The sequence below is a fragment of the Arthrobacter sp. 9AX genome (genome assembly GCF_902506095.1).
Taxonomy (GTDB): domain Bacteria; phylum Actinomycetota; class Actinomycetes; order Actinomycetales; family Micrococcaceae; genus Arthrobacter.
This window is the reverse complement of sequence record NZ_LR733293.1, coordinates 1,133,103-1,159,168: the sequence shown is the minus strand read 5'-3', so window position 1 is coordinate 1,159,168 and position 26,066 is coordinate 1,133,103. Positions and strand designations below refer to the sequence as shown.

Annotated in this window: 20 protein-coding genes; 10 read left to right on the top strand and 10 right to left on the bottom strand. The window is 65.4% G+C overall.

Going from position 1 to position 26,066, the window contains the following annotated elements:
- The first annotated feature begins 74 nt into the window (after positions 1-74).
- Positions 75-404, top strand: coding sequence for a DUF6457 domain-containing protein (locus tag BACI348_RS05350; RefSeq protein WP_159824280.1), 330 nt, complete (start codon positions 75-77; stop codon positions 402-404).
- A 117-nt stretch (positions 405-521) separates the two neighbouring features.
- Here the strand turns inward: BACI348_RS05350 and BACI348_RS05345 are convergent, their stop codons facing one another.
- Positions 522-2,849: an FdhF/YdeP family oxidoreductase gene (locus BACI348_RS05345; RefSeq protein WP_159824279.1), complete on the bottom strand. Its 2,328-nt coding sequence runs from the start codon at positions 2,847-2,849 to the stop codon at positions 522-524.
- A 242-nt stretch (positions 2,850-3,091) separates the two neighbouring features.
- Between BACI348_RS05345 and BACI348_RS05340 the strand changes: the two genes are divergently transcribed.
- The 3 genes from BACI348_RS05340 (at position 3,092) to BACI348_RS05330 (ending at position 9,804) form a co-directional block, all read left to right on the top strand.
- On the top strand, positions 3,092-4,825 hold the full coding sequence (locus tag BACI348_RS05340; protein WP_159824278.1) for a RecQ family ATP-dependent DNA helicase: 1,734 nt from the start codon (positions 3,092-3,094) through the stop codon (positions 4,823-4,825).
- A 53-nt stretch (positions 4,826-4,878) separates the two neighbouring features.
- Positions 4,879-6,081, top strand: coding sequence for a TerC family protein (locus BACI348_RS05335; protein WP_159824277.1), 1,203 nt, complete (start codon positions 4,879-4,881; stop codon positions 6,079-6,081).
- Positions 6,082-6,174: 93 nt separating this feature from the next.
- Positions 6,175-9,804, top strand: a complete 3,630-nt coding sequence (locus tag BACI348_RS05330) for a TM0106 family RecB-like putative nuclease (RefSeq protein ID WP_159824276.1) — start codon at positions 6,175-6,177, stop codon at positions 9,802-9,804.
- A 61-nt stretch (positions 9,805-9,865) separates the two neighbouring features.
- Here the strand turns inward: BACI348_RS05330 and BACI348_RS05325 are convergent, their stop codons facing one another.
- The 3 genes from BACI348_RS05325 to BACI348_RS05315 all read right to left on the bottom strand — a co-directional run bounded on the left by BACI348_RS05325 (position 9,866) and on the right by BACI348_RS05315 (position 12,557).
- Positions 9,866-10,204 carry an acylphosphatase gene (locus BACI348_RS05325; RefSeq protein ID WP_159824275.1) on the bottom strand — a complete coding sequence of 113 codons (339 nt, stop codon included), beginning with the start codon at positions 10,202-10,204 and terminating at the stop codon, positions 9,866-9,868.
- Positions 10,205-10,316: 112 nt separating this feature from the next.
- Positions 10,317-11,231: a pullulanase X25 domain-containing protein gene (locus BACI348_RS05320; RefSeq protein ID WP_159824274.1), complete on the bottom strand. Its 915-nt coding sequence runs from the start codon at positions 11,229-11,231 to the stop codon at positions 10,317-10,319.
- Between the two features lie 264 nt (positions 11,232-11,495).
- Positions 11,496-12,557 (bottom strand): adenosine deaminase, encoded by a 1,062-nt coding sequence (locus BACI348_RS05315; protein ID WP_159824273.1) that lies wholly within the window; start codon positions 12,555-12,557, stop codon positions 11,496-11,498.
- Between the two features lie 48 nt (positions 12,558-12,605).
- On the opposite strand from BACI348_RS05315, the gene uvrA reads away from it, so the two are divergent.
- Positions 12,606-15,188 carry an excinuclease ABC subunit UvrA gene (gene uvrA / locus BACI348_RS05310; protein WP_159824272.1) on the top strand — a complete coding sequence of 861 codons (2,583 nt, stop codon included), beginning with the start codon at positions 12,606-12,608 and terminating at the stop codon, positions 15,186-15,188.
- A 193-nt stretch (positions 15,189-15,381) separates the two neighbouring features.
- The gene (locus BACI348_RS05305) at positions 15,382-16,038 is read left to right on the top strand and encodes a LysM peptidoglycan-binding domain-containing protein (RefSeq protein WP_159824271.1); all 657 of its coding nucleotides are present in this window, start codon (positions 15,382-15,384) and stop codon (positions 16,036-16,038) included.
- A 160-nt stretch (positions 16,039-16,198) separates the two neighbouring features.
- On the opposite strand, the gene BACI348_RS05300 is transcribed toward BACI348_RS05305, so the two are convergent.
- Positions 16,199-16,789: a hypothetical protein gene (locus tag BACI348_RS05300; protein WP_159824270.1), complete on the bottom strand. Its 591-nt coding sequence runs from the start codon at positions 16,787-16,789 to the stop codon at positions 16,199-16,201.
- A 155-nt stretch (positions 16,790-16,944) separates the two neighbouring features.
- Between BACI348_RS05300 and BACI348_RS05295 the strand changes: the two genes are divergently transcribed.
- From BACI348_RS05295 to BACI348_RS05285, 3 genes are read left to right on the top strand one after another with little or no spacing between them, the layout of a single operon-like run.
- On the top strand, positions 16,945-17,868 hold the full coding sequence (locus tag BACI348_RS05295) for an MSMEG_6728 family protein (protein WP_159824269.1): 924 nt from the start codon (positions 16,945-16,947) through the stop codon (positions 17,866-17,868).
- Between the two features lie 3 nt (positions 17,869-17,871).
- Positions 17,872-18,732, top strand: coding sequence for an SDR family oxidoreductase (locus tag BACI348_RS05290; RefSeq protein WP_159824268.1), 861 nt, complete (start codon positions 17,872-17,874; stop codon positions 18,730-18,732).
- 53 nt (positions 18,733-18,785) lie between these two features.
- Entirely contained in the window at positions 18,786-19,178 is a 393-nt protein-coding gene (locus tag BACI348_RS05285) for a DUF1622 domain-containing protein (RefSeq protein ID WP_159824267.1), read from the top strand.
- 72 nt (positions 19,179-19,250) lie between these two features.
- Here the strand turns inward: BACI348_RS05285 and BACI348_RS05280 are convergent, their stop codons facing one another.
- Complete coding sequence (locus BACI348_RS05280) at positions 19,251-19,571, bottom strand: hypothetical protein (RefSeq protein ID WP_159824266.1); 321 nt, start codon at positions 19,569-19,571, stop codon at positions 19,251-19,253.
- A 169-nt stretch (positions 19,572-19,740) separates the two neighbouring features.
- Entirely contained in the window at positions 19,741-22,281 is a 2,541-nt protein-coding gene (locus BACI348_RS05275; protein ID WP_159824265.1) for a Tex family protein, read from the bottom strand.
- Positions 22,282-22,423: 142 nt separating this feature from the next.
- Here BACI348_RS05275 and BACI348_RS05270 point away from each other — a divergent pair, with 142 nt between their 5' ends.
- Positions 22,424-22,720 (top strand): hypothetical protein, encoded by a 297-nt coding sequence (locus tag BACI348_RS05270; RefSeq protein WP_159829809.1) that lies wholly within the window; start codon positions 22,424-22,426, stop codon positions 22,718-22,720.
- Between the two features lie 230 nt (positions 22,721-22,950).
- On the opposite strand, the gene BACI348_RS05265 is transcribed toward BACI348_RS05270, so the two are convergent.
- The 3 genes from BACI348_RS05265 to BACI348_RS05255 form a co-directional block, all read right to left on the bottom strand.
- On the bottom strand, positions 22,951-24,021 hold the full coding sequence (locus tag BACI348_RS05265; RefSeq protein WP_159824264.1) for an alkene reductase: 1,071 nt from the start codon (positions 24,019-24,021) through the stop codon (positions 22,951-22,953).
- 134 nt (positions 24,022-24,155) lie between these two features.
- Complete coding sequence (locus tag BACI348_RS05260) at positions 24,156-25,049, bottom strand: hypothetical protein (RefSeq protein ID WP_236557438.1); 894 nt, start codon at positions 25,047-25,049, stop codon at positions 24,156-24,158.
- 32 nt (positions 25,050-25,081) lie between these two features.
- Positions 25,082-25,723: a DUF6318 family protein gene (locus tag BACI348_RS05255; protein ID WP_268892377.1), complete on the bottom strand. Its 642-nt coding sequence runs from the start codon at positions 25,721-25,723 to the stop codon at positions 25,082-25,084.
- Positions 25,724-26,066: the final 343 nt, after the last annotated feature.

Below are 26,066 nucleotides of genomic sequence, written 5' to 3'. Positions count from 1 at the left end.
ACTTCCGCTGCTAAGCCTTGTAGTGTCGGCACCGGAACGAATAAGCGGGCCAATGTTGAGCAAAGGAGCGGACCATGGCAGTCAGTGACGAAGAGGCGCAGGTGCTGGACCAGTGGAGCAACAGGCTTGCCCAAGCCCTGCAGATCCTGGACCTCACGGTGGATAACGAATTGCTCCTTGACCTTGCCCGCAAATCCGCCGACTCCGTGATCCACCCAGCGGCTCCCGTCACCACGTTCCTGGTGGGCTACGCCGCAGGCCTGCAGGCCGGGACCGGCAGCGCGGGGTCACGCCAGGCCTCCAGCGCGGCCGTGGCACGGGCAGCGGGCATTGCCTTCGACCTCTGCGACGACGGGCTCGATGGCGGCCCCGCCAGCAAGGGTTGGGCGGACACTGCGCAGTAGCAGGGCCGGTGCGGTGCAGTAGCAGGGCCGGCGACTGAGCCTGCCGCGCCGGTGATGAGCCTGTCGAAATCCAAGGCAGTTTCGACAGGCTCAACCGACTGCCGGCTCAACTTCCCGCTACCCCGCGGCTGTTGGCTCTTCTTCGAGTACCAGGCGCGGCTCAAGCTTCACGATCACGGCCTTCGACGCCGGTGTCTGGCTGCCCTCGGCAACACTGTCCAGCGGCACCAGAACGTTGGCCTCCGGGTAGTACGCGGCGGCACACCCGCGGGCCGTGGGATAGGCCACTACCCGGTAATTCCGCAGGACCCGCTCCGCGTTGTCCGGGTAAACGCCCCAAATATCCACGTGCTGCCCGTCCTCCAGCCCCAGTTCCGTCAGGTCCGCGGGGTTGACGAACACTACCTCGCGGCCCTTCTTGATGCCGCGGTAGCGGTCGTTGTGGCCGTAGATAGTGGTGTTGAACTGGTCGTGCGAGCGCATGCTCTGCAGGATCAGGGTGCCCGGCGGACGTTCCACCTGTTCGAGTTCATTCACGGTGAGCATGGCCTTGCCCGTGGGTGTGTTGAACGTGCGCGAGTCCCGTGGCCCGTTAGGCAGGACGAAGCCGCCGTCCTGGCGGATCTTCCGGTTGTAGTCCTCGCAGCCCACCACTACGTGCGAAATGTGCTCCCGGACCAGGTCATAATTCTTTTCGAAGCCCGCCCAGTCCGCGGCGATCCGGTCGCCCAGCACGCGCCGCGCCAAACGGCTCACGATCGCCACTTCGGACAGCAGGCCGGGGGCTACCGGCTCTACCGTTCCATGCGAGGCATGGACTGCGGAGACGGTGTCCTCCACGGACACGAACTGGGGGCCGGATTCCTGGCGGTCGATCTCGGTGCGTCCCAGCGTGGGCAGGATCAGCGCCTCCGCACCGGTGACGGCGTGGGAGTGGTTGAGCTTGGTGGAGATCTGGACTGACAGTTCGGTACTTTCCATCGCCGCCTCTGCCGCGTAGGTGTCCGACATGGCGCCCACGAAGTTTCCGCCCAGCGCCACAAAAACCTTGATGCCGCCGTCGCGCATCTGCCGGACGGTGTCCACCGCGTCCACGCCGTGTTTCCGCGGCGGGTCGAAGCTGAATTCCTTGCCCAGGGCGTCCAGGAATGCCGGCGGCATCTGTTCCCAGATGCCCATGGTGCGGTCGCCCTGGACGTTGCTGTGTCCGCGGATGGGCGAGGCACCGGCGCCCGGTTTGCCGATGTTGCCGCGGAGCAGCAGCAGGTTGATGATCTCCTTGATGGTGGGCACGGCCTTTTTGTGCTGGGTGATGCCCATGGCCCAGGTGATGATGACCCTGTCCGCCCGCAGGTACCGGTCCGCCAGTTCGTCGATCTCCTCCGGGCGCAGCCCCGTGGCCTCAAGGACGGTGGCCTCATCCAGCGCGGCAAGGTGCGCTTTCAGTTCATCCAGGCCCTGGCAGTGTTCCTCGAGGAACTGATGGTCAAGCACGGTTCCCGGCGCCGCGGCCTCCGCTTCGAGGACGCGCTTGGACACCGCTTGCAGGAGCGCCATGTCCCCGCCAAGCCGGATCTGCAGGAACTGGTCGGCGAGTTCCGTGCCGTGCCCGATGATGCCCTTCACCCGCTGCGGGTTCTTGTAGCGCATCAGGCCCGCTTCCGGCAGCGGGTTGACGGCCACGATCTGCGCACCTGCGTCCTTGGCTTCCTCAAGGGCGGTGAGCATGCGCGGATGGTTGGTGCCCGGGTTCTGTCCCAGGATGATGATCAGGTCCGCTTTTTCGAAGTCATTGTAGGAGACGGTCGCCTTGCCCACGCCGATGGTCTGGCCCATGGCCCAGCCGGAGGACTCGTGGCACATGTTGGAGCAGTCCGGCAGGTTGTTGGTGCCATACCCGCGGATGAACAGCTGGTACAGGAACGCGGCCTCGTTGGAAGTGCGGCCGCTGGTGTAAAACGCCGCCTGGTCCGGGCTGGGCAAGGAATTGAGCTTGTCCGCGATGATGCCGAATGCCTCGTCCCAGCCCACCGGCCGGTAGTGGTCCTCGCGGGCTGGCTTGTACACGGGTTCGGTGAGGCGGCCCTGCATCCCCAGCCAGTACTCCGACCGTTCCCGGAGTTCACTGACGGGATGCCCGGCCCAGAACTCGGAGCCGATCACCACCGGCGTTGCCTCCCAGGTGACAGCCTTCGCGCCGTTTTCGCAGAATTCGAACGTCTTGCGGTGGCCCGGGTCCGGCCATGCACAGCTCATGCAGTCAAACCCGTCCTTCTGGTTCAGCGCCAGCAAGGTTTTCCGTGACCGCTCCAGGCCCATGTGCTCAAGAGCAGGCTTCATGGAATGGTAGACACCAGGGACTCCGGCAGCCCAGGTTTTGGGGTGTCCGGTCACCTCAAGCTCGGACTCGTCGGCCTCTTCAACCCTCGGATTTTCGCGCGCCACGCTGCACCTTCCTTGCTTGGCCCGGCCCCAAAAACCAGTACATGTGCGGTGGGACCAGTTCCTTCCACACTTATTCAGGGCGGCCGGGAAGTCAAGGACAACGGCGGCCTTGTGGAGAACAGGTGCGGACGACTTCTCCGCAGAGGAAGAGACACGGACGACGCAGCGTCCCGGCCGCGCTAGGCTGGTCACCTCGGCTGAAGCAAGCGGCCCCCCGGACCCACACTGCGGAGCCGTTCCTTATGTCCGACCATAGCGCCCTCGCCTCCCTGGCAGCCTCTTCCTTCTCCCTCCCCCACCTCCGCGACGGCCAGCTGGCTGGTATGGCTGCCCTCGCCGACGGCCGCGACGTGCTGGCGGTGATGCCCACCGGCTACGGCAAATCCGCCGTCTACCAGGTGGCGGCCCTGCACCTGAAAAACACCACAGAACGCCCCGCCGTCGTGGTGTCACCCCTGATTGCCCTCCAGGAGGACCAGCTGGAGGGGCTGACAACGGACCTGGGCGCGGAGGCCGCCGTCGCCATCAACTCCTCCCGCACCGACGCGGAGCTGGAGGCCGCATGGCTGGCGGTGGAGAACGGCAAGGCCACCTTCCTGTTCCTCGCCCCGGAACAGCTCGCCAAGCAGCAGACAGTGGACCGGATTGCCAATCTGGACATTTCCCTGCTCGTGGTGGACGAGGCCCACTGCGTTTCTTCCTGGGGACACGATTTCCGCCCCGACTACCTCAACCTCGGCAACGTCCGTGAGCGCCTCGGCAACCCGCCGGTGGCAGCAATGACCGCCACGGCGTCACCTCCCGTGCGGGACGAGATCGTGGAACGGCTGGGAATGAAGGACCCGTTGGTCCTGGTCCACGGCTTCGACCGGCCCAATATCAGCCTTGATGTGGTCCGGCACCAGGAGGACAAAGGCAAACGAAAGGCCGTGCTGAAGCAGGTGGCTGCGCTGGCGAGGGACCAGGGGCAGGGCCTGGTGTACGCCGCCACCCGCAAGGACACCGAAAAGTACGCCGACAAACTGGCCAAGGAAGGACTCCGCGCGGAGGCCTATCACGCCGGGCGGCCAGCCGACCACCGGGAGCGCATTCACGAGCTGTTCCTCGACGACCAACTGGACGTGGTGGTCGCCACCACCGCGTTCGGCATGGGCATCGACAAGCCCAATGTCCGGTTTGTGGTGCACGCGGACATCCCGGAGTCGCTGGATGCCTACTACCAGGAGATCGGCCGGGCGGGGCGTGACGGAGAGCCTGCCTCAGCCGTGCTGCACTACCGCGCCGAGGACCTTGGCCTGCGTAAGTTCTTCGGCACCCATTCCCCCGATCCTGATCGCCTGCTGGCCGTGCTGAAGGTCCTCAAAGCCGCAGGAGCGCCCGCGTCCGCAGCGTCGGTGGCGGAACTGACGGGGTTCCCGGCACGCCGCGTCACAGGGCTCGTCAACCAGTTGAAGGAGGCGGGCGCGGTCGCCACAGGCAAGCGCGGCATCCGGCTTACTTCCAAGGCGAAGCTGCCCGCGTTGGTGCAGCGCGCCGTCGAACTGGCCGAGGCCCGGCAGCGCGTGGACCAGTCCCGGCTCACCATGATGCGCGCCTACGCGGAGACGGACAGCTGCCGCCGGCAGTTCCTGCTGGGCTACTTCGGCGAGGACCTTCCGGAGCCCTGCGGCCACTGCGATGCCTGTGCCGAGGCCGCCCGCCAAGCGGACGCGCGTGGCGGAACAAAGGACACGCACGACGACGGCGCGCCGGGGCCGGCGGGAAACGGCACCCCGGAGAAGGATTCGTCCGGGCGGGACCCGTCGGGTGCCGACGAGCTGTTCCCGCTGCAGTCCACCGTCATCCATAAGGAGTGGGGTCCGGGGCTGGTGATGCGGCATGAGGACGACGTGATGACTGTCCTGTTTGAGCGGGAGGGGTACAAAACGCTGTCCCGTACCGCCGTCGTCGAGCATGAACTCCTGCGGCCTGCTTAGGTACGCGTGCTTTCGGTAGGCTGGAAGGACACTGTCGACGAAAGGCCCTCCGCGTGGAAGTACCTTCCTATGTCTGGACGCTGACCATCGTAGGAATTGTTGGCCTGCTGGCCTTCGATTTCTTTTTCCATGTGCGAAAAGCCCACACGCCGTCGCTGAAGGAATCGGCCACCTGGTCCGCCATCTACGTCGGTATCGCGCTGGTCTTCGGGCTGGGCGTCCTGTGGTTCGGCGGACCGACGATGGGCACGGAGTATTTTGCGGGCTATGTCACGGAGAAGGCGCTGTCCGTGGACAACCTCTTTGTGTTCCTGATTATCATGGCCAGCTTCCGGGTGCCCCGAGCGGACCAGCAGAAGGTGCTGCTCTTCGGCATCGTTTTCTCGCTCATCGCGCGCACCGCGTTCATCTTCCTGGGCGCCGCACTGATCAACAGCTTTGCCTGGGTGTTCTACATCTTCGGTCTGATCCTGCTCATCACCGCCGGCAACCTGCTGCGCCCCGACAGCCACGACAATGAGTCCGAGGGCCTGGTGGTCCGGCTCGCAAAGAAGTTCCTGCCGGCGTCCGAACACTACGACGGCGACAAACTCTTCACCATGGAGAACGGCAAGCGCGTCCTCACCCCGATGCTCCTGGTGATGGTGGCCATCGGCGGCACGGACATCCTGTTTGCCCTCGACTCGATTCCGGCGATCTTCGGCCTGACGCAGAACGTCTTTATCGTCTTCACCGCCACCGCATTTTCCCTGATGGGCCTGCGGCAACTGTTCTTCCTGATCGACGGGCTGCTGGACCGGCTGATCTTCCTCTCCTACGGCCTGGCCGTCATCCTGGGCTTTATCGGTGTGAAGCTCATCCTGCACGCCCTGCACGAGAACACACTGCCCTTCGTCAATGACGGCGAACACGTGAACGTGGTGGAGGTCAGCACCGGGGTTTCGCTGAGCGTGATCCTCGGCGTCCTGGTGATCACCGTGCTGGCATCGATCTTCAGTCCCAAGGGCAAGGCCAAGAACGCCGTCTCCGGCGCCCGGCGGCACGCCGTGGAATACCTGGACCTCAACTACGAGACGGACATGGTGGAACGGGACAAGATCTTCGCGAAGATGTGCCGCGAGGAGAACCAGATCCGCAGGCTGCCCGAGAAGTACAAGAAGCTCATCCGCAACGAGACCGAGTTCCTGGACCTGCTGCGTTCCGCCCACACCGAGCACGACAAAGCCCAGGTCCGGGCGGCGGCCGCCGAGGGCTGACCTCCGTCCGGGGCGCAATGTCGGGGCCCCTTGCTAAGTTGTTTCAAGGCCAGGGGAACCGTCCTCCGGCCCGGCTGTCGATGGGGAGGCCCAGTGTTTTTGCTCGAAGCTGCAACTGCCGGTGCGCCGCCGGACCTGGTGTTTTCCGCCAGCGACCTGGTGGCTGCCAGCGAGTGCGAATACCGCACGCTCCGGATCCTGGACGAAAAACTGGGCCGCACCCCCAAGGCCGAATTTGAAGCCGACGAGATGCAGGTCCGGGCCGGCGAACTGGGTGATCAGCACGAGCACACAGTCCTGGCCAGCCTGGTCGCCAGGTACGGAGCATGGGATGCCAGCCGGGGCGCCGGTGTGTACTCGCTTGAGCGCGGGCAGAACCAGCGCGGTGAGCTGCAGGCCAAGCACGCCGAGACAGAGCTGGCTCTTCGTTCCGGGGCCGACGTCGTCTTCCAGGCCACCTTCTTCGACGGCGAATTCCTCGGCTACGCGGACTTCCTGGTCAATGAGGCCGCGGGCACGGGAAATCCCGGGCGTTACGAAGTCTGGGACACCAAGCTGGCGCGCCATGCGAAGGTGGGGGCCCTCCTGCAACTCGCGGCCTACGGCGACCAACTCCTTGGGATGGGGCTCGAGCCCTCCCCCACCGCCACACTGGTGCTCGGAACCCGCGTTGGCGAGGACTGGCTCCGCAGCAGCCATTCCCTCCCGGACCTGCTGCCTGTCTTCCGCGAACGGCGCCGGCGCTTCCGCCAGCTGACAGCGGACCACCGCGCCGCTGATTCTGCCGTGCGGTGGCAACAGCCGGGGATTGTCCACTGCGGCCGCTGCGACTACTGCGCCGAGCAGGTCCAGGAGCACCGGGACCTGCTGATGGTGGCCGGGATGTCCGTTGTACAGCGCAGGAAGCTGCAGGCAGCGGGCATCACCACCATTGACCAGCTCGCCGCCATGCCTGCCGGGGATGCCCGCAACTCAGTAGTGCGGCTCCGCGCGCAGGCCCGGATGCAGCTGGGCCTCGACGCTGCCGCCAGATCGCGGACGTTCACCAAGGACGGCGAGCCGCACACCGTGTCGTACACGGTCCTCGCCGGGAACACCATCGGGCTGCTGCCCCCGCCCAGCCCGGGCGATATTTTCTTCGATTTTGAGGGCGATCCGCTCTGGCAGGACCCTGCCACCGGAGCCTGGGGTATCGAGTACTTGTTCGGAGTGATTGAGGCGCCGGTTGCAGGCGATCCAGGCGATCCCGTCTTCCGGCCGTTCTGGGCACACTCTCGGTCTGAAGAACGCAGGGCCTTCCTGGCTTTCCTGGACTATGTGGAGGAACGCCGGGCGCGCTACCCGGACATGCACGTCTACCATTACGCCGCCTACGAAAAGACTGCCCTGCGGAACCTTTCCCTGGCCCACCAGGCCGGCGAGGACATCGTGGACATGTGGCTCCGCGAAGGCCTGCTCGTGGACCTGTACGCCACAGTCCGGCAGTCGCTGCGCATATCCGAAGCGTCGTACTCCATCAAGAAACTCGAACCGCTGTACATGGGTGACAACCTGCGCTCAGGGGACGTCAAGGACGCCGGCGCCTCGGTGGTCGCCTATGCGGCGTACTGCGCGGCCCGGGACGCCGGCCACGCCACGGATGCTGCCACCATACTGGCGTCCATCTCGGACTACAACCAGTACGACTGCCTCTCCACCCTCCGGCTGCGCGACTGGTTGCTGGAGGTGGCCGGGGCTGGACTGGGCGCCCACGCAGTCGTCGAAGAAGCGGAACCAAGCGCACCACTGCAACCCGGACTGCCTGCCCTGCCGGAGCGCCCCGACACGCCTGCCGAGACACCCGAGGAAGCCCGGCTCCGCGAATACCTGGCCAGCCTGCCGGACAACCGTCCGTGGACGGACGACGAGCGCGCCATCGCCATGGTTGCAGCGGCCACCGGGTACCACCGGCGGGAGCGCAAGCAGTTCTGGTGGCAGCACTTCGACCGGGTGGAGGCACCGATCGAGAACTGGTCAGACCAGCGGAACGTCTTTGTGGTGTCGTCGGCCGAGGTGACCTCGGATTGGGCGCTGGCCAAGCCGCGGGAACGCATGCGCACGCGCATCCTGCGTTTGGAGGGCACCATGACCGAGGGATCCGATTTCCGGGCCGACTCCACCTGGTGCCGGCTCTACGACGCTCCGCCTCCGGACGGGATGGCCGATCCCGATGCCGCTCCAGGTGCCAGAGCGTTCACCTTCGGGACCCGGATCAGCGGGATCAGGCCCGCTGCCGACAATCCGGAACACACCGTCATCACCATCGTCGAGCGTGAAACCGGCAAGGTTGCCGCCTACCCGCACTTGCCGGTTGCCCTCACCGAGGACCAGCCCCTGGCCACCGCCAGCATCGAAGCGGCCATCGCCGAGGTCGCTGCCGCCGTCGGAGCCTCCGTGCCCTCACTGCCCGCCCAGCCCGGGCTGGATATCCTGCGCAAGCAGCCACCGCGCTTCCGCACTTTCCCGCGGCCGGTGGACGTCCCGCACGGGCCCGACGGCGCCGCTGATTACGCAGCCGCCATCACGGCCTCCGTCCGCGATCTGGACCGTTCCTACCTCGCCGTCCAGGGCCCGCCGGGTACGGGAAAAACCTACGTGGGCGCACATGTCATCGGCCGCCTGGTTGAGGAGGGCTGGAAGATCGGAGTGGTGGGCCAGTCGCACAACGTGGTGGAAAACCTGCTCTGCTGTGCCATCGCAACCGGCGGTGTGGATCCTGCCCTCGTGGCGAAGAAGCTCGCGTCACCGCACGACGTCCCGTGGAAGTCGTCTGGAGAGGGAGATGTTGCCAGGCTCCTGTCCTCCGCGGGCGGCTGCCTCGTGGGTGGCACGGCCTGGACCATGACCGGCAAGGAGGTGCCGGCCGGATCGCTGGACCTGCTGGTGATCGATGAGGCAGGGCAGTTCTCGCTGGCCAACACGCTGGCAGTTTCCCGGGCAGCGAAACGGCTCCTGTTGCTCGGGGACCCCCAGCAACTGCCGCAGGTAACGCAAGGCGCGCATCCGGAACCGGTGGACGAATCCGCACTGGGCTGGCTCGCCGCGGGGCATGCCACCCTGCCGGCCAGCCTTGGCTACTTCCTCGCTGACAGTTGGCGGATGCACCCCGAATTGTGCCGCGCCGTCTCGCAGCTCAGCTATGAGGGAAAGCTCCAAGCCGCACCGGCAGCGTCGCTGCGCCAACTGGAACAGCTGCCTCCCGGGGTGGAAACTGTTTTGGTCCACCACGGCGGCAACGCCACCGCGTCCAAGGAAGAAGCCGCCGAGGTGGTCCGCCAGGTACGCCGGCACCTCGGGCTGAAGTGGACGCCGGGAGCAGACAGCGAGTCCCGCCCGCTGGGCCAGGAGGACATACTAATCGTTGCTGCCTACAACGCCCAGGTGCATCTCATCCGGAAAGCCCTTGAGGAGGACGGCCTTCGGGACGTCCGGGTAGGAACCGTGGATAAATTCCAAGGCCAGGAAGCCCCGGTGGTGCTGGTCTCGATGGCATGCTCCGCGGTCAGTGAGGCACCCCGTGGCGCCGAGTTCCTGCTGAACAGGAACCGCATCAATGTGGCTGTTTCTCGGGGGCAATGGCGGGCGGTTATCATCCGTTCCCCGGAGCTGACGAGCTACATGCCCCGCCGGCCGGCAGCCCTGGAGGAGCTCGGCGCCTTCATAGGGCTCAGTCCCCGGGAGTAGGGCCCGCCCGGAAGCATCGCAAAGTAGGCCTGCCCGGGAGTATTCCCGGAAGCCGGATGAGTCAGCGCGCCCGAAAGTCGCGGAATGTGCCGTCAGCTTCGGACAGGGAGTCCTCCACCCGCTCCACGCGTCCTGGCGTCCGGCTGGAGTTCAGCCATTCCCGGAGCTCGTGGATCTTCCACTGCGGCCCCTCAGCAACCACGGCAACCGAACCGTCGTCGAGATTCTTCACCTCGCCGGTGAGGCCCAGCTCCTCCGCCTTGCCCATGGTCCAGAAGCGGAAGCCAACACCCTGCACCACACCAAAAACCCGGGCGCTCAGCCGCACCGCACCGGCTTCAGCCTCGGACGGCCCGGATGGTTCAGGCGCCCCTGATGATGGACCTGCGTGCCGCGCCATGGGTGCCTCCCTTCCGGTAAGCGCCGCCCCCTCCCAACTACGTAGCAGACAGTGTCGAAGCCAAGGCTCCACGACGGAACTTGGCACTACCTGGTTGGGAGGGCGGGGGCACTTAGTTGATGGTGATGTCGCGGGTGCTGTGGTTGTAGCGGATCGTGACAGTGCCGCCGTCGTGGTGCAGTTCGTGGTTGGGGCCGTCGAAGGTACCGAACGCACCGTAGTTTTCGTCCCAGGACCGGTTCAGGGCGATCTTGAAGGTGTAGTGTCCTGCGGGCAGTTCGGCGCTCTTCTTCCAGAGCTGGGACAGGAAGTCGAACTCCATCTGGGCTTCGTCGTACTGCGGGGCCCAGTTCTCCGGCGCCCCGAGGATGGTGTTGAAGTCGCCTGCAACAGCAACCGCGGCGGGCTGCGGGTGCGTCTCGACGTCCGCGTCCTCAAACTGGCCGGCGGCGGCAGGTTCCTCGGTCTTCGCCGACGACTTGCCGCGCACGGCCTTCACCACGGGTTCGACGGCGTCTTCGATCACCTTGGCGGCCTTGCCCACAGCCGCAGCGGCCTTCTTGGCCGGGGTCTTCCGGGTGGTCTTCTTGGCTTCGGTCTTCGCCGCCGCGGGCGCCGGCAGCTCGGCAACGGCGGTGGTCTTGCGGACAAACCCGGCGGGAGCCGTCGGAACCGCAGTGTCGGCGGGGACGGGGGTGCCGGCGTCGAGCGCGGTGGCAAAGGAGACTGCATCCGGGTAGGCGACAGTGGCGCGCATGCCGTCCTCGGTGATGGTCCAGCCGGAGCGGCCCTTGACGAGCCAGCCGGCCTTGACCAGCTTCGCCGTAGCGGACGTCAGCGTCTTGTGCCCGCGGGGAATGCCACCGCTGAGCAGTTCGGCCTCGTGCTCGTTGAACGGCACGCGTGCCGTAGCCTCCGCGAGGACCTCGCCCGCGTTCAGTGCATCGCCGGACCACACGCCTTCGGTCAGGACATCCAGCACGGTCTTGAGTCGAAGGAAGGTGTTTTCTGCGGTGGACTTGGCCATGATTCCCCTTTTATGAAAGCGATCGGTCTTAGGCATCTTGCCAACTGCCCGTTAAATCGCGCGACTTGAAATGGTTAACTCTGCGTGTCGTGACCGACTATTAAGCGGACATGGCAAGAAGTGAGTCTGGAGTCTCGGGTTTAGGGCTGGCTGCACAACCCTGAAGTGCTTTCGCAGATCGCCGCCATGCACTGCTCCGGACACACCTGCGGCACCTAGTTTACCGGCATGTTGGCGCGGCTGTTGCCTGGGACACAGCGGGCGTCACCGCGGCGCGTCCAGTCCGTTTAATTCGGCCAACAGCTCTGCCTTCCGTTCTTCCGATGCGAAGGACGAATGGATGGAGTTCGCGGCCAGCCTGGCCTTGTCGAAATCGGACAGTTCGAACACCGCGTCCAGCTGGCTGAAGTTGTCGTCCACGTAGCCGCCGAAGTAGGCCGGATCGTCCGAGTTGACGGACACGTTCAGGCCCGCCGCGAGCATGGCGGGCAGCGGGTGGTCTGCCAAAGTGTCCACGGCGCGCAGCCGGACGTTGGACAACGGGCAGACCGTGAGCGGAATCCGCGCGTCCACCAGCCGCTCCACCAATTCAGGATCCTCCATGCAGCGGATGCCGTGGTCGATCCGCTCCACGCCCAGGAGGTCCAGGGCTTCGATAATGTACGACGGCGGCCCCTCCTCGCCTGCGTGGGCCGTGAGCCGCAGGCCCGCTTCGCGGGCTTTGGCGTAGAGCCGTTCGAATTTCGAGGGCGGGTTGCCCACCTCTGCCGAGTCCAGCCCCACAGCGCCGATGGGTGCGTTCATCGCCAGCAGGCCGTCCAGGACCTCCAGCGCGGATTCCTCCGACAGGTCACGCAGGAAGGCCGCGATCAGGATCGTGGAGATGCCGAAGTCTTCCTCAGACGTTGCCAGGACCGACGCGACGCCGTTGACACAGGTTTTCAACGGGACGCCGCGGGAGAGGTGTGCCTGCGGGTCCATCATGATTTCGGCGTGCCGCACCCCGGCGGCCGCCGCGCGCTCAAGGTAGGCGTAGGTCATGTCCGCGAAATCCTCCTCCGTCTGCAGCACGGCCATGTTGGCGTAGTACAGGTCCAGGAAGGACTGCAGGTCGGTAAATTCGTACCGCGCCCGGAGCTCGTCCAGCCCGGAATACGGCAGGGTGATGCCGTTCCGCTCGGCCAGCGCAAATATCAGTTCCGGCTCCAGGGTCCCCTCTATATGAAGATGTAGCTCGGCCACCGGAAGGGGCCGCACAGGCACCTCCAGCTCAGCTGGATCAAGTTCGGTTTCAGGCACGGCAGGACCGCCCGCAAAGTTATCCATCCGGTCAGGATAATGCCCCGCGCCGGATTCCCAACTAGAGTCGGGCCAATGCAGAACGCCAAGCAAGCTGATGACTTGCAGTATCCCGCCCCTTCACACGCCGCCGACGGTTTTGTCCGGGTCCGCGGTGCGCGCGAGAACAACCTTCACAACGTTGACGTGGACATTCCACGGGACGCGATCGTGGCATTCACCGGCGTCTCGGGCTCAGGCAAGTCCTCGCTCGCTTTCGGCACTATCTACGCAGAGGCACAGCGCCGCTACTTCGAGTCCGTGGCCCCGTACGCCAGGCGGCTCATCCAGCAGGGGCACAATCCCAAGGTGGAGCTGATCAGCGGACTCCCGCCCGCCGTCGCACTTCAACAGCGCCGCGGCGCGCCCAGCAGCCGGTCCACGGTGGGAACGGTGACAACACTCTCCAATTCTCTGCGCATGCTCTTTTCCCGCGCGGGTACCTACCCCGCGGGCAGCGCCCCGCTGGACTCCGATGCGTTCTCCCCCAACACTGCCGCCGGCGCGTGCCGGGAGTGCCATGGCCTGGGTATCGCACACACGGTGACTGAATCCTCGCTGGTGCCGGACCCGGCCCTGAGCATCCGTGACGGCGCCATCGCGGCGTGGCCGGGCGCATGGCAGGGGAAAAACCTGCGGGACATCCTCACCCACCTCGGCTACGACGTCGACGTCCCCTGGCGCAAGCTGCCGAAGAAGCACCGCGACTGGATCCTTTTCACCGAGGAACAGCCGGTGGTAGAGGTCACCCCGCAGCGCGACCGGGTGGCGAAACCCTACAAGGGCCGGTTCTGGAGCGCCAGGAGCTACGTGCTGCACACGCTGGCCGACTCGCAGAGCGCGGCGATGCGTGAACGTGTGCTGGCGTTCATGGAGTCGGGGCCGTGCCGGCTCTGTTCCGGCACCGGGCTGACAGCGGAGGCCCTGGCCGTCACATTCGCAGGGAGGACCATCGCCGAACTCAACCACCTCCCCATGGCGGACCTTGCCGAGGTTGTCCGCCCCACCACAGAACTGCACGACGCCGGAACGGCCTCGCGCAGGCAGCTCTCGGGTGAGTCGAATGAGGTTGCCGTAACCATCACCCGGGACCTGCTGCAGCGTATCAATGTCCTGCTGGACCTCGGGCTCGGGTATCTCGCCCTGGGCCGCGCCACTCCTACCCTGTCGCCAGGGGAAATGCAGCGGCTCCGGATCGCAACGCAACTGCGCTCCGGGCTGTTCGGTGTGATCTACGTGCTGGACGAGCCTTCCGCCGGGCTTCATCCGGCCGACGCCGAGCCACTGCTGGAGGTGCTGGAACAGCTGAAGTCCTCCGGCAACTCCGTGTTCGTGGTGGAGCACAACATGGATGTGGTCCGCCGGGCCGACTGGCTGGTGGACGTCGGCCCCCGGGCCGGCGAGGGCGGCGGCGAGGTGCTCTACAGCGGACCTGTTGACGGGCTCGCCGCCGTCGAGGCGTCCGTCACCAGGCCCTTCCTGTTCGGCGAGGTCCTGCCGCAGGTCCCCGGTGCCCAACCAGACCAGGCGCGGGAGCCCGCCGGATGGCTGGAGCTGAAGGACGTCAGCCAGCACAACCTGCGTGGACTGGATGCGCGTTTCCCCCTTGGCGTCCTGACCGCTGTCACCGGCGTTTCAGGCTCCGGCAAATCCACCCTCGTGAGCCGTGTGCTCGGTGAAGCTGTGGGTTCCGCGCTCAGGACCGGCGTGGACAAGGCCGGCGCAGACAAGGCCGGAGTGGAGCAGGCCGAAACGGCCGGACCCCTTCGTTTGGGAGCGATAATCGGCAGTGACCACATCGATCGCCTGGTGACGGTTGACCAGAAGCCCATCGGGCGGACGCCGCGTTCCAACCTCGCCACCTACACCGGACTCTTTGACGCGGTCCGTAAGGAATTTGCCGCCACGGAAGCAGCAAGGTCCCGTGGCTTTGGTGCCGGCAGGTTCTCCTTCAACGTAGCCGGCGGCCGCTGTGAAACATGCCAGGGCGAGGGCTTTGTGGCAGTGGAACTCCTCTTCCTCCCCGGCAGTTATGGCCCGTGCCCCGAGTGCGGCGGGTCCCGCTACAACCCCGCGACGCTGGAGGTGGAGTACCGCGGCAAGAACGTGGCGGAAGTGCTGGCCATGACGGTGGACGTAGCCGCGGAGTTCCTGGCGGACGTCCCTGCCGCAGCCCGCAGCCTCAGGTGCCTGCAGGACGTTGGGCTTGGCTACCTTCGGCTCGGTCAACCGGCCACGGAACTTTCGGGCGGTGAGGCACAACGCATCAAATTGGCTACCGAGCTTCAGCGCGCCCAGCGCGGGCACAGCCTGTACCTCCTGGACGAGCCCACCACCGGCCTGCATCCCGCCGACGTGCAAATGCTGATGGCGCAGCTGCACGGGCTGGTGGACGCTGGGAACACCGTGGTGGTGGTCGAGCACGAGATGGCGGTGGTAGCCGGTGCCGACTGGGTGATCGACCTGGGCCCGTCAGGCGGGGACAAGGGCGGGCAAATTACGGCGACCGGCACGCCGGCCACCGTCGCGCAGTCCCCGGAGAGCCGTACTGCCACGTACCTGGCGGCCGCTCTCCATCAGGGAACCACCAGCCAACACCCAGAGAAAATCCCGGTTTGATAACGCCACTGCTTTGTCCTAGCGTGAAAGGCATGCCCGGACAGCCGGGCGACATGAATGCCAGGTGCCGCCTCCACCGTCACTGCCCAGCAGGCGGACACCGAAATTGACCTCTATTTGTCAGGGGTGGGCGGTGGCGCGATGATCTCCGGGGACGGAACCAGCGCTGGTGGCCTTCAGGAGCATAATCATCATGAAAAACAACAGATTCCGTACTGCCGCGCGCCGTGGAGCCACTGTTGCGGCCATTTCGGCCGCAGGCCTGGCCTTGTCTGCGACCGCGGCCAGCGCCACCACCGGCACCTCCACCTGGGATGCCCTGGCCCAGTGCGAGAGCGGCGGCAACTGGGCCACCAATACCGGCAACGGTTTCAGCGGCGGCCTCCAGTTCAGCCCGGGCACCTGGGCGGCCTACGGCGGAACGGGTTCGGCCTCAGACGCCAGCCGTGAGCAGCAGATTGCTGTCGCCGAGCAGGTCCAGGCAGCCCAGGGTTGGGGCGCATGGCCGTCTTGCGCAGCGCAGCTCGGCTTGAGCGGCGGCGCCACCGGCGTGGCTCCGCAGGCCGCGCCAGTACAGAGCGCTCCGGTGCAGAGTGCTACGGTGCAGAATTTGCCCGTCCAGGCTGCCCAGACCCAGTCAGCTCCTGTCACGGCTCCGGCTGCCAAGCACGTGCGGGCGGTTGCCCTCAGCGGCGAGACGTACACGCTGCAGGCCGGCGACACCTTGAGCATCGTGGCCGGGAAGCTGGGCATCGACGGCGGCTGGCAGCAGCTCGCCGACGCCAATCTCGACACCATTTCCGACCCGAACCTGGTCTTCGAGGGACAGGTCATCCAGCTCCCCGCGTGAATAAACTTCCCGCGTAACTGATGGCGCGACAGCGCCCGTGCCCCGCAAAGGCTCCCCAAACCGGTCGGCGATAGACAAATTCCGTTGACCAAAAACGACGCCGGCGTGCCCCCAGAAGGGGCACGCCGGCGTCGTACTTTAATGCTGCTGAAGCGGAAGCCTAACTGCGGGCAGGCAGTTCGCGGACGATCCGCACCTTCCACGCTGATTCGTCGCTGGTGTCCAGGAGGGCAACGGTGCCGTGGGCAAGGTTGAGCGCTACGCGCTTGACCGCGAGGAGCTCCAGGTACAGATGTTCGTTCATGCGGCTGGGGGTGTCGATCATGTACTTCACGGCGTCGCGCACCTTGCGGTAATTGACGCTCTTCTCGCGATGCATGTGGAGTTCAAGGGCCGACTGCTGCTTGAGCCGCGGCTCGTGCCGGTTCAGCAGGGTGACGGCGGCGTGCACGCCGACCACGAGGGCCAGCGAAACTCCGTAGATCCACCACCCGCTGGAGAGCAGGAACAGCGGAAGGTTCCCGATGGCTACGATCGCGATGATCACGCGAAGGGCGGCGATCCGGCGAACCGTCCGGGCGACGGCTGCGATGCCGTCGCGGAAACGGTGCTGGTCCTTCCGCGCAATCTCGGGGTCCAGGGTGAATTCGTCAAGGACCAGGATGCCCTTCGCTTCCGGACTCAGCATCTGCCCGTAGCGTGGCGCGAAGGAGTGGGGTATTCCGGCGGTTTTTTCAGGTGTTGATGTCATGAGTGGGCTTCCAAAACGGTGGGGTGTTGCGGAGATCTTAGTGGTTTTAACTACTGGCTGTATGCATGGGTCCACTATGTGAACACTTCCGCGCTGTCTGTGTGGCGCCGGGCACTGCAATTGGCACATCCGGGCGCTGCCGTCAGACTGAAGGGATGCAAACCTTCCTCCCGTACCCTGATTTCCGGCAAAGCGCCGCTGCCCTGGATACCGCCCGTCTCGGCAAGCAGCGTGTAGAAGCGCTCCAGACACTGCGCGCCCTGGTGATTCCCGGATACGGCTGGCAGACCCACCCCGCGATCCGGATGTGGATGGGCTACGTGCCGGCCCTGACGATGTACGGGCTGGCGATGGTGGACGAATGGACCAAACGCGGACACCCCGATAACACGCGTGAGAACATCACCGAGTTCGCGCCGCAGGCAGCCCACCCGGACTACGCCGCTAAGATTCCCATGCCGCACTGGCTGGGCGACCCCGATTTCCACCTCAGCCACCGCTCCAAACTGGTGCGCAAGGAACCAAAGTTCTACTCGTCCGTTTTTGCGGACGCGGTGCCGGACATGGACTACCTCTGGCCGGAGCCGAAACACGAGTTCCTGCCGCAGGAGCCCGAGGGGGACATTTTGTGGATCCTCCGCTCCCCGCATCGCGACGTCGATCCCCAGACCCTGGATACGGTGGCGCTTCCGCCAGTGCACGGCTTCCCCGCTGCCGCGGCTGCCGCCTCGGACGAGCCCGATGACGGGTACTCCCCGGTCTACATCGATGACGGATCCCGCCGGCCCTCCAAGCAGCCGCGGAAGGCGCCGGCGAAGCCGCAGGTGAAAAAGCCCACACGCAAGCGGCAGGCGCAGGAGGAGGCCTTCGCGACTCTTCCCGGGAAGACTCCGGTGGCCGTCCCGTTCGAACACGGCCACAAGTTCGCCGTGGGCCAGGTGGTGGGCCGGCCCATCACGCTGGAGGACGGAAGGTTCGGCAGGAACTTTACGGTGACGGAGGTCATCGACCGGTCTGCCTTCACGTACCCGGCGCTCCTGCAGGACCCGCGCGTGTTCTTCCCGGTGGAGGCCCCGTAGGACATGACAATCCTCCTTGCCGGCTGCGGTGACCTTGGCACTGAAGCGGGCTTGCGGTTCGCTGCCCAGGGCCATCGCGTAGTGGGTTGGCGCCGCTCCCCTGCGAAACTGCCGGCCGCCATCGAAGGTGTTGCGGCGGACTTGGGCGCACCCAACCTGCCGTCGATTCCGGCGGACACCACCGCCGTCGTCATTGCCGTTGCTGCCGACTCACCCACAGAGGATGCCTACCGGGCTGCGTATGTGCGGGGCGTCACCAATGTCCTGGACGCACTGGAACGCGACGGCGTGACGCCTGGCCGGGTGCTTTTTGTTTCCTCCACCGCCGTCTATGGAGACGCCGGGGGCGGCTGGGTTGATGAGCGCACGCCGCCTGCTCCCGGCGGGTTCTCGGGCCGGATCCTGGTGGAGGCTGAGGAGCTGTTGCGTGCCAGGCTTGCCGGGACACGTGCGGCGGGCGTGGCATTGCGGCTGGGTGGAATCTACGGCCCGGGGCGGACACGGTTGATCGACCAGGTTCGCACCGGGTCGGCGATCGTTCCGGAGGTTCCCCGCTACACGAACCGGATCCACCGGGACGATGCTGCTGCTGCGATCGTCCATCTGGCGACCATGCGTGCTGAACCGGCTCCGGTGTATGTCGGCGTGGACGATGATCCGGCCGACCTCGGCGCCGTCCTGCGTTTCCTCGCCGCCGAGCAAGGCTTGGGCGAACCGCCGGTGGGTGACGCCGGCCCGGCACGCGGCGGAAACAAGCGCTGCAGCAACAGGCTCCTCCGGGGCACTGGCTTCGGCTTCGCTTTTCCGTCGTTCCGTGAGGGCTACCGGCACATTCTGGCCGGGAACGGCGTCCGCCACCCGTAGGCTGTCACCTGGACAGCAGTTACGGCGAAGCGGCGTGCGGAAGGCAAAGGACCATGGATTTTCGGCACATTATTGAGACGGTCGGCCAGTTGGTCGACTTTGCCGGAGTGGCTGTGATGGTCATCGGAGCCCTGGTTTCCATCCCGTTGGCGATCCGCGGTCACCAGCCTCGGCGGCTGCCTGCCGGATCCGAAAAGCTGACTGTCTACCGTTCGTACCGGCAGTTGCTGGGCAGGTCCATCTTGCTGGGCCTCGAGCTCCTGGTCGCGGCCGATATCATCCGCACTGTGGCTGTCACCCCCACCTTCGAAAGTGTGGGCGTCCTGGCAGTAATCGTGTTGATCCGGACCTTCCTTAGCTTCTCGCTGGAGCTCGAAATCACTGGCCGTTGGCCGTGGCAGAAGGAACCGCGGGCCGCCGAATCCGCGGAGGCTGCTGCAAGCTGACTTCACCAAGTTCCCACCGGGACGGAGCTGCCACCCGCCGTCGGACGCTATAGGCAGACGAATCGGGGCATATTAGGCGTCCTGCCAGCCGCTGCCCTCCCTGAAAGTGGCCACCAGGTTCCCCACACCGGCCTTCAACGAGTTTGACGGGTCGAAGTACAGTGACGCCTCGGTGGCTCGGCTGTGGGTAATCAACTGTTCTGCCTCCACCTTCGCCTCCGGGACCGTGGCACCAATGATCCCCGTCCTCGCCGGCAATTCAGGAGTGTGCACCACATCAGCATCCGTCTGGCTCAGCGGAATGGTCGTGCCGGAGTTGATGTCATCGTGAGGGAACTCATACTCGGCGTCGTCGGCAGCAGCAGGAATCGTGTACTCCAGGAAATAAGTCATAATCCCACCATTGCAGAAATGCATCCCAGTAGAAAGCTTGCTTACCAGTTGGCATTCACGGAGCATTCCGGATCCAGCCCGGCACCCTTGGCCTCACCACCCCCAACCCAGCTGTAAACGGTTATCGAATCCGCAGAACCCATGCAGCGGCGCGCCCATGGCAAACGGCCTACTTACCGAGTCCGGCTTTCCGCAGCGCCTCAGCCATGGCGGTATTGATCGGGGCAGGCTGGGGTGAAGGAGTGCGCCTGGACGGCCCCGCGCTGCGGTTCGCCTTAGTTCCCGACCGCCCCCGGTCCTGTTGTCCGCCGGACTCGGCTCCCTGGGTTCCGCCGCGAGGAACACCGCCGCGCCCCGCGCCTGCACCGCCACTACGCGCACCGTTCGGATTCGGGCTGCGTTCATCGTTCCGGCCGCGGTCATTCCGGGGCTGGACCCGCGGCTGGTTTTGCGGCCTGCCACCGGGCCTCCCGGAGGACGCCGCGCCGGAGGAAGGCTCGTCGTCGAGCCGCAGAGTCAGGGAAATCCGCTTCCGCGCGGGGTCTGCCTCCAGAACCTTCACCCGGACCACCTGCCCGGACTTCACCACCTCGCGGGGATCAGAGACAAAGCGATTCGCGAGGGCAGACACATGGACCAGCCCGTCCTGGTGCACACCAACGTCAACGAACGCGCCAAAGGCAGCAACGTTCGTCACGGTCCCTTCCAGGACCATCCCCGGTTTGAGGTCAGAGATCTTCTCGATCCCCTCAGAGAAAGTCGCAGCCGCAAATGCCGGACGCGGGTCCCTGCCAGGCTTGTCCAGTTCCGCCAGGATGTCCTTGACGGTGGGCAGGCCGAAGGTGTCATCCACAAAGTCGCGAGGATCCAACGACGAAGCCGGCGCCGTGCCCGCCGCAGCCCGGATCTTGCGCGCGACGGAGTAGGACTCGGGGTGCACGCTCGAAGCATCCAGGGGTTCCGCTCCCCCGGTGATCCGGAGGAATCCGGCACATTGTTCGAATGCCTTCGCACCGAGCCGCGGCACCTTCTTCAGGTCGGCCCTTTTCGCGAAGGGCCCGTGCTCGTTGCGGTAGGCGACGATGTTTTCGCTCAGCAGGGGCCCCACGCCGGCCACCCGGCTCAGAAGTGCGGGCGAAGCCGTGTTCACGTCGACTCCGACGGCGTTGACGCAGTCCTCCACCACGCCATCAAGGCTGCGGTCCAGCTTCGATGCTGTCACGTCGTGCTGGTATTGGCCCACCCCGATGGATTTCGGGTCGATTTTCACCAGCTCGGCCAGCGGATCCTGCAGCCTGCGGGCGATGGACACAGCTCCGCGCAGCGACACATCCATCCCCGGGAGCTCCGCGGCAGCAAGGGCCGACGCGGAGTACACGGACGCCCCCGCCTCGGACACCACCAGCTTCTGCGGTTTCCTGTCCACGTCCGGCAACCGTTTGATCAGCTCAGCCGCGAGCTTGTCGGTCTCACGGGAAGCAGTTCCGTTGCCAATGGCCACCAGTTCGACGGCGTGCTGCCGCGCCAGCCGCTCCAGCTTCGCCAGCGCTTCGTCCCATTTCCGGGCGGGAGCGTGGGGGTAGACGGTATCGGTGGCCACCACCTTGCCGGTGCCATCCACCACAGCCACTTTGACGCCGGTCCGAAGCCCGGGATCCAGGCCGAGCGTCGCCCGGTTCCCGGCCGGCGCGGCGAGCAGGACGTCCCGAAGGTTAGCGGCGAAAACGCGCACTGCCTCGTCCTCGGCCGCAGCAAACATCTTGCCTCGCAGGTCGGCCGTGAGACGGGCCATGACCCGCGAGCGCCACGCAAGCTGCGCCGTCTCCATTAACCACGTGTCGGCGGGCCGACCGCGGTCGGCCACCCCGAGGCACTTGGCCACCGCGGACTCGTACCGGGAGCGTGCGGCGGCGAGGCCGGCGTCGTCCGTGGGATCTGCTTCGGCGAGGTCCAGCTCCAGGACGCCGTCCTTTTCCCCGCGCAGCAGGGCGAGCACCCGGTGGGACGGCATACCGGCCGGAGCCTGCGCGAACTCAAAGTAATCGGCAAACTTCTGCCCGTCCACTTCCTTCCCCTTCTTGACCCGCGACACCATGCGGCCCTGCGTCCACAGCCGTTCGCGAAGGGTGGCGGCAAGGTCAGGGTCCTGGGCGGCGCGCTCAACAAGGATGGCCCGGGCGCCGGCGAGTGCAGCCGCGGCGTCACCAACAGCGTGTTCAGCGTTCAGGTACTTGGCGGCCTCGCGCTCCGGACTGAGCTCCGGCCGTTTCAGCAACGCGTCCGCCAGGGGTTCCAATCCGGCTTCACGCGCGATCTGCGCCTTGGTCCGCCGCTTCGACTTGAACGGCAGGTAGATGTCCTCAAGCCGCGACTTCGTGTCGGCGGCGAGGATGGCTTTTTGCAATTCGGCGGTCAACTGGCCTTGGGCTGCAACAGCTTCGAGCACTGTCCGACGGCGGTCCTCCAGTTCGCGGAGGTACCGCAGCCGCTCGTCGAGCTCACGGAGCTGGGTGTCGTCCAGCGTCCCGGTGGCCTCCTTGCGGTACCGGGCTATAAAAGGCACGGTGGATCCGGCGTCGAGCAGTTCCACTGCCGCCTTCACCTGCCAGGCTTTGACCCCCAGCTCCGTAGCGATCTGGGTGTAGATGCCGTCCTCCCGTTGCTGGGGCGTGGACGGAACGGTGGAAGCGGCCTGCGGCAGTTGAGTCACCAGAACATCTTGCCCTAACCGCCAGCGCGGCTCCACTGCCAGCAACCGGGCGGCTGCGTGCAGGGGTATTCCGCTGCCGCCGGCAAAGTGCTGTAGTTGAAATGCCGTCACAGGCAACCCAACTCTCGAGGAAGAGGGCATGATGCGGGAACTGCTTATTGTGTTTCAGGAGGGGTTTGAGGAGGCAAACATCACCGTGACGGTGAACGGCAAGCAGGCGCGGCGGGACCTGGACGTGTCCACCAACCCGATCCTCGGCATCGCGAGCGAGGTATCCGTGGAGCTGCCTGCAAAGGGTGCGCAGGTGGGGGTTGAGGTGACCAACCGTGGTTTAAAGGCGATCACGAAGGTCAGTGGAAAGCCCAAAAGCGTCCTCGTTAACATCCAGGACGGGAAGCTCGTTATGACAGAAGGAACAGGCCGGGAGGCAGTCCTTTAGCCTGTCCTGCAGCGGCCCAACCGCCTCTGGTAAAAGTCCATTTGCTGGAGTAGCATCTGATCACCGCCGGCGTCCTGGAGGAACCCGGCGGGCCAACTTCACTAGCCAAAGGCCGTCGGATGTCCTTTGGTGCCCGCTGCCGGGACAGCACACCGAGCAGCAAACGACGGCGGCACCCAAGCCGGGTGCCGCCGTCGTCCGTTTATCTTATTTGCGTCAGAAGTGGGTCTTTAGCCCGCGTACGCCGGGTAATCCGTGTAGCCGGTGGCACCGTCAGCGTAGAACGTGGACGGGTCCGGCTCGTTCAGCGGCAGGCTCTCGCTCCAGCGGCGGGCCAGGTCAGGGTTGGCGATCACGGGACGGCCCACCACAACGGCATCCGCGTGGCCCTCGGCCACCAAGGCTACGGCTTCCTCGCGGGTGGTGATGACATCGAAGCCTGTGTTGACCAGGAAGGTGCCGCCGAAGCGGGCGCGTAGATCCTGGACCAGCTCGCCGGAGGGTTCATGGTGCAGGATGCTGAGGTAGGCGAGGTTCAGCGGGGCGATGCTGTCCACCAGCACCTCGTACGTGGCTTTGACATCTGCCGCGTCATTCTCGGCGATGCCCTGGACGTTGTGCTCGGGCGAAATGCGGATACCAACGCGGCTGGCTCCGATTGCCGCAACAACTGCGTTTACCGTCTCGATGACGAAGCGCGCCCGGTTTTCCGGTGAGCCGCCGTAGCTGTCTGTACGGACGTTTGAGTTCGGGGCGAGGAATTCGTGGAGGAGGTAGCCGTTGGCCGAGTGCAGCTCGACGCCGTCGAAGCCCGCTTCGATGGCGTTCAGCGATGCGTCGACAATTTCCCGCATGACCAACGGCAGTTCGTCGGTGTTGAGCGCGTGCGGCACCGGGTAGGCCTGCTTGCCTGACGGGGTGCGGACGTCGCCCTCAATCGCGACGGCGCTGGGGGCGACGATGGCGTGACCGCCGGTGATCTCGGGGTGGGACACCCGGCCGCCGTGCATGATCTGCGCGAACATGCGGCCCCCTTCGGCGTGGACCGCGTCAGTGACCTTCTTCCAGCCGGCGACCTGGTCCTTGGTGACGAGGCCAGGCTGGCCGGGGTAGGAACGGCCAGCGGCGCTGGGGTAGGTTCCTTCGCTGACGATCAGGCCGAGGGAGGCCCGCTGGCGGTAATGCTCGGCCAACAGGGGACCGGGGATACCTTCTTCGCCGGCGCGGAGCCGGGTCAGGGGTGCCATCACCAGGCGGTTAGGGAGTTCCAGTTCGCCGAGGGCCAGAGGGGAAAACAGCATGTACGGTTCCTTTCGGTGTTTACCAACGTTCTGTTAGGCCCAACTGGGACGCGTGTGCAACTATTCCGGATGCGACGCGAATCACAGCTCCCGACGGCGGACGGTTCGGTGGGTGCCCCGGTTCGCCCGGGTCCTTAGCGTGCGGCCCCAACTCCTGGGCAGCCCTGGCCTTGCGGGTTGGCGTTGCAGTCGTCGGCGTAGTTCCGCGTCAGGGACCGCCAGACGCTGAGGGTCTGTGGCGGCGCGTTGAATTGGCCTTGACCCGGGATGGGTAGCGGTGGGCCTGCGTTGACGGAGTACGTTCCTTGGAAGGTTGTGGTCAGGACAACCTGGAAGTCACCCGTGGCCCCGTACGCGTGGCTTGTCCTGGTCTTTTCTCCCCAGCGGTCCTGCGGCAACGGGGCGCCCATGGAGGGCTGGGGACCGAAGACGGTGCCGTCGCCGTAGTTCCAGGTGTACTGGACCGGAGTGGCGACGATGTGTACCTGCTGGCCGAACATGGTGACATCGAACTGCTGCTCCGCGGCGTCCGCGTAGAAGTTGGTTTCAGCACCCCTCAGCGTGTGCGGGCTGGGCTGCGCCACCACCGTTCCGGCGTTTACCGGCAGACTTTGGAACTGGCGCTGGATGTCCGCGGCGATGCGGGGCAGCAGATCCTCGGGCCTCGGGTCGTAAAGACACGTGGGACCCGAATGGATCGCCCACACGGCACCGGGAACACCGCGCGGCCTCGAATACCATATGACCGGAATGCCTTCTTCGCCGTCCGGTCCGTCGTTGCACTCGATTTGCCTGCCAAGGCACTCAGTGTCGAAGTCGCCGCCACCGAGGTGGCACTGAAGTTCGTACTTGTAATCGTTGGGGTCGCTAGTGGGGACATTGGCATCAGCCCGGATAAAGTCCTTGGCTGCGGAGTCCCAGATATAGCCACTGAAGTTGAGACCTGGATTCCATTCACCACCGAATTCCGGATCATCCCCGTTGTCAGCGGCCTGCGAAGGGATGGTTGTGGCTAAAAGTGCCGCCAATAGAATGCTGAGCAGTCGGTGACCGGACACCTTTAGCCAACAATGCTTCCGAGCTCAACCACAGACCATCCGGCATTCTCATAAATGAGAACGAGCAGATTCCCCTGGTCCGGCTTTTGTGGATCGGTCCGAGCTATGGTTCCATCGGCCCGCATGTACGACAAGGCTTCCTGACGAACCTGAACGGCTATTTCATATTTTCCGTCTTGATCTTTTGCGAATGTCGTTTGGGCGACTGGTGTCGTCAGCATGCCGCCAACCAACCACCGTCCGTTGGAGTGCCAGTCGCGAATGACGTCTTTAACCTTCTCGCAGGCAACGCACGTCGATGGCGCTACGCTCTCAAATAGGGCAACATCGCCGGTTTCATAGGCGTAACTCAGCACACTAAACCAATACTTCGAAAACTCTTCCGCCCCTTCTTTCGTCTCCGTCTTTGCAACCTCGGGCAGCACTGGAACGGGAACGTTTTGGGCTGGCCCGGACGCGTCGGCGGGTTTGTAGGCGGCGGCAGGTGTCGGCGTCGGAGTTGGCGTGGCTGAGGGTGACGCCGAGCCCGCGGAAGAAGGCGGTGCTGTGCCGGGGTCCGCGGGCGCTCCGCCCGAGCAGCCAGCCAGCAAAAGCGAGACACCAGCAACGATGGCTATCAGGCCAGAGCGTGCGCCTAGGGACATACGAGTGTTGTGGGATGTCATGGGCCGCTATTCCCCCAGTAGTTTCAAGACGGCATGCTCCGGACAGTGACTTAAGGGTAGCCCACATCACATTTCAGCGATAAGAGTTATCCACAGGCTTCCGTCCTCGGTTCTATCACCGCACCCTCGTCTGGAAAGTCACAAAGCGAAGTGGGCCCCACTGAGCCGGCGACCTCCCACGTGTCGCAAAGCCTCGTTCGGACGTCCCCGCCCACGACGTCCCAGTTCAGGCTCTCTGCCCGGCGTCCTGCCCAGCACCGGTGACCGATGTCAGGCCGCATTTGCGGTGCGTACCCACCCATTCCCCCTATCCCCCTAGTCC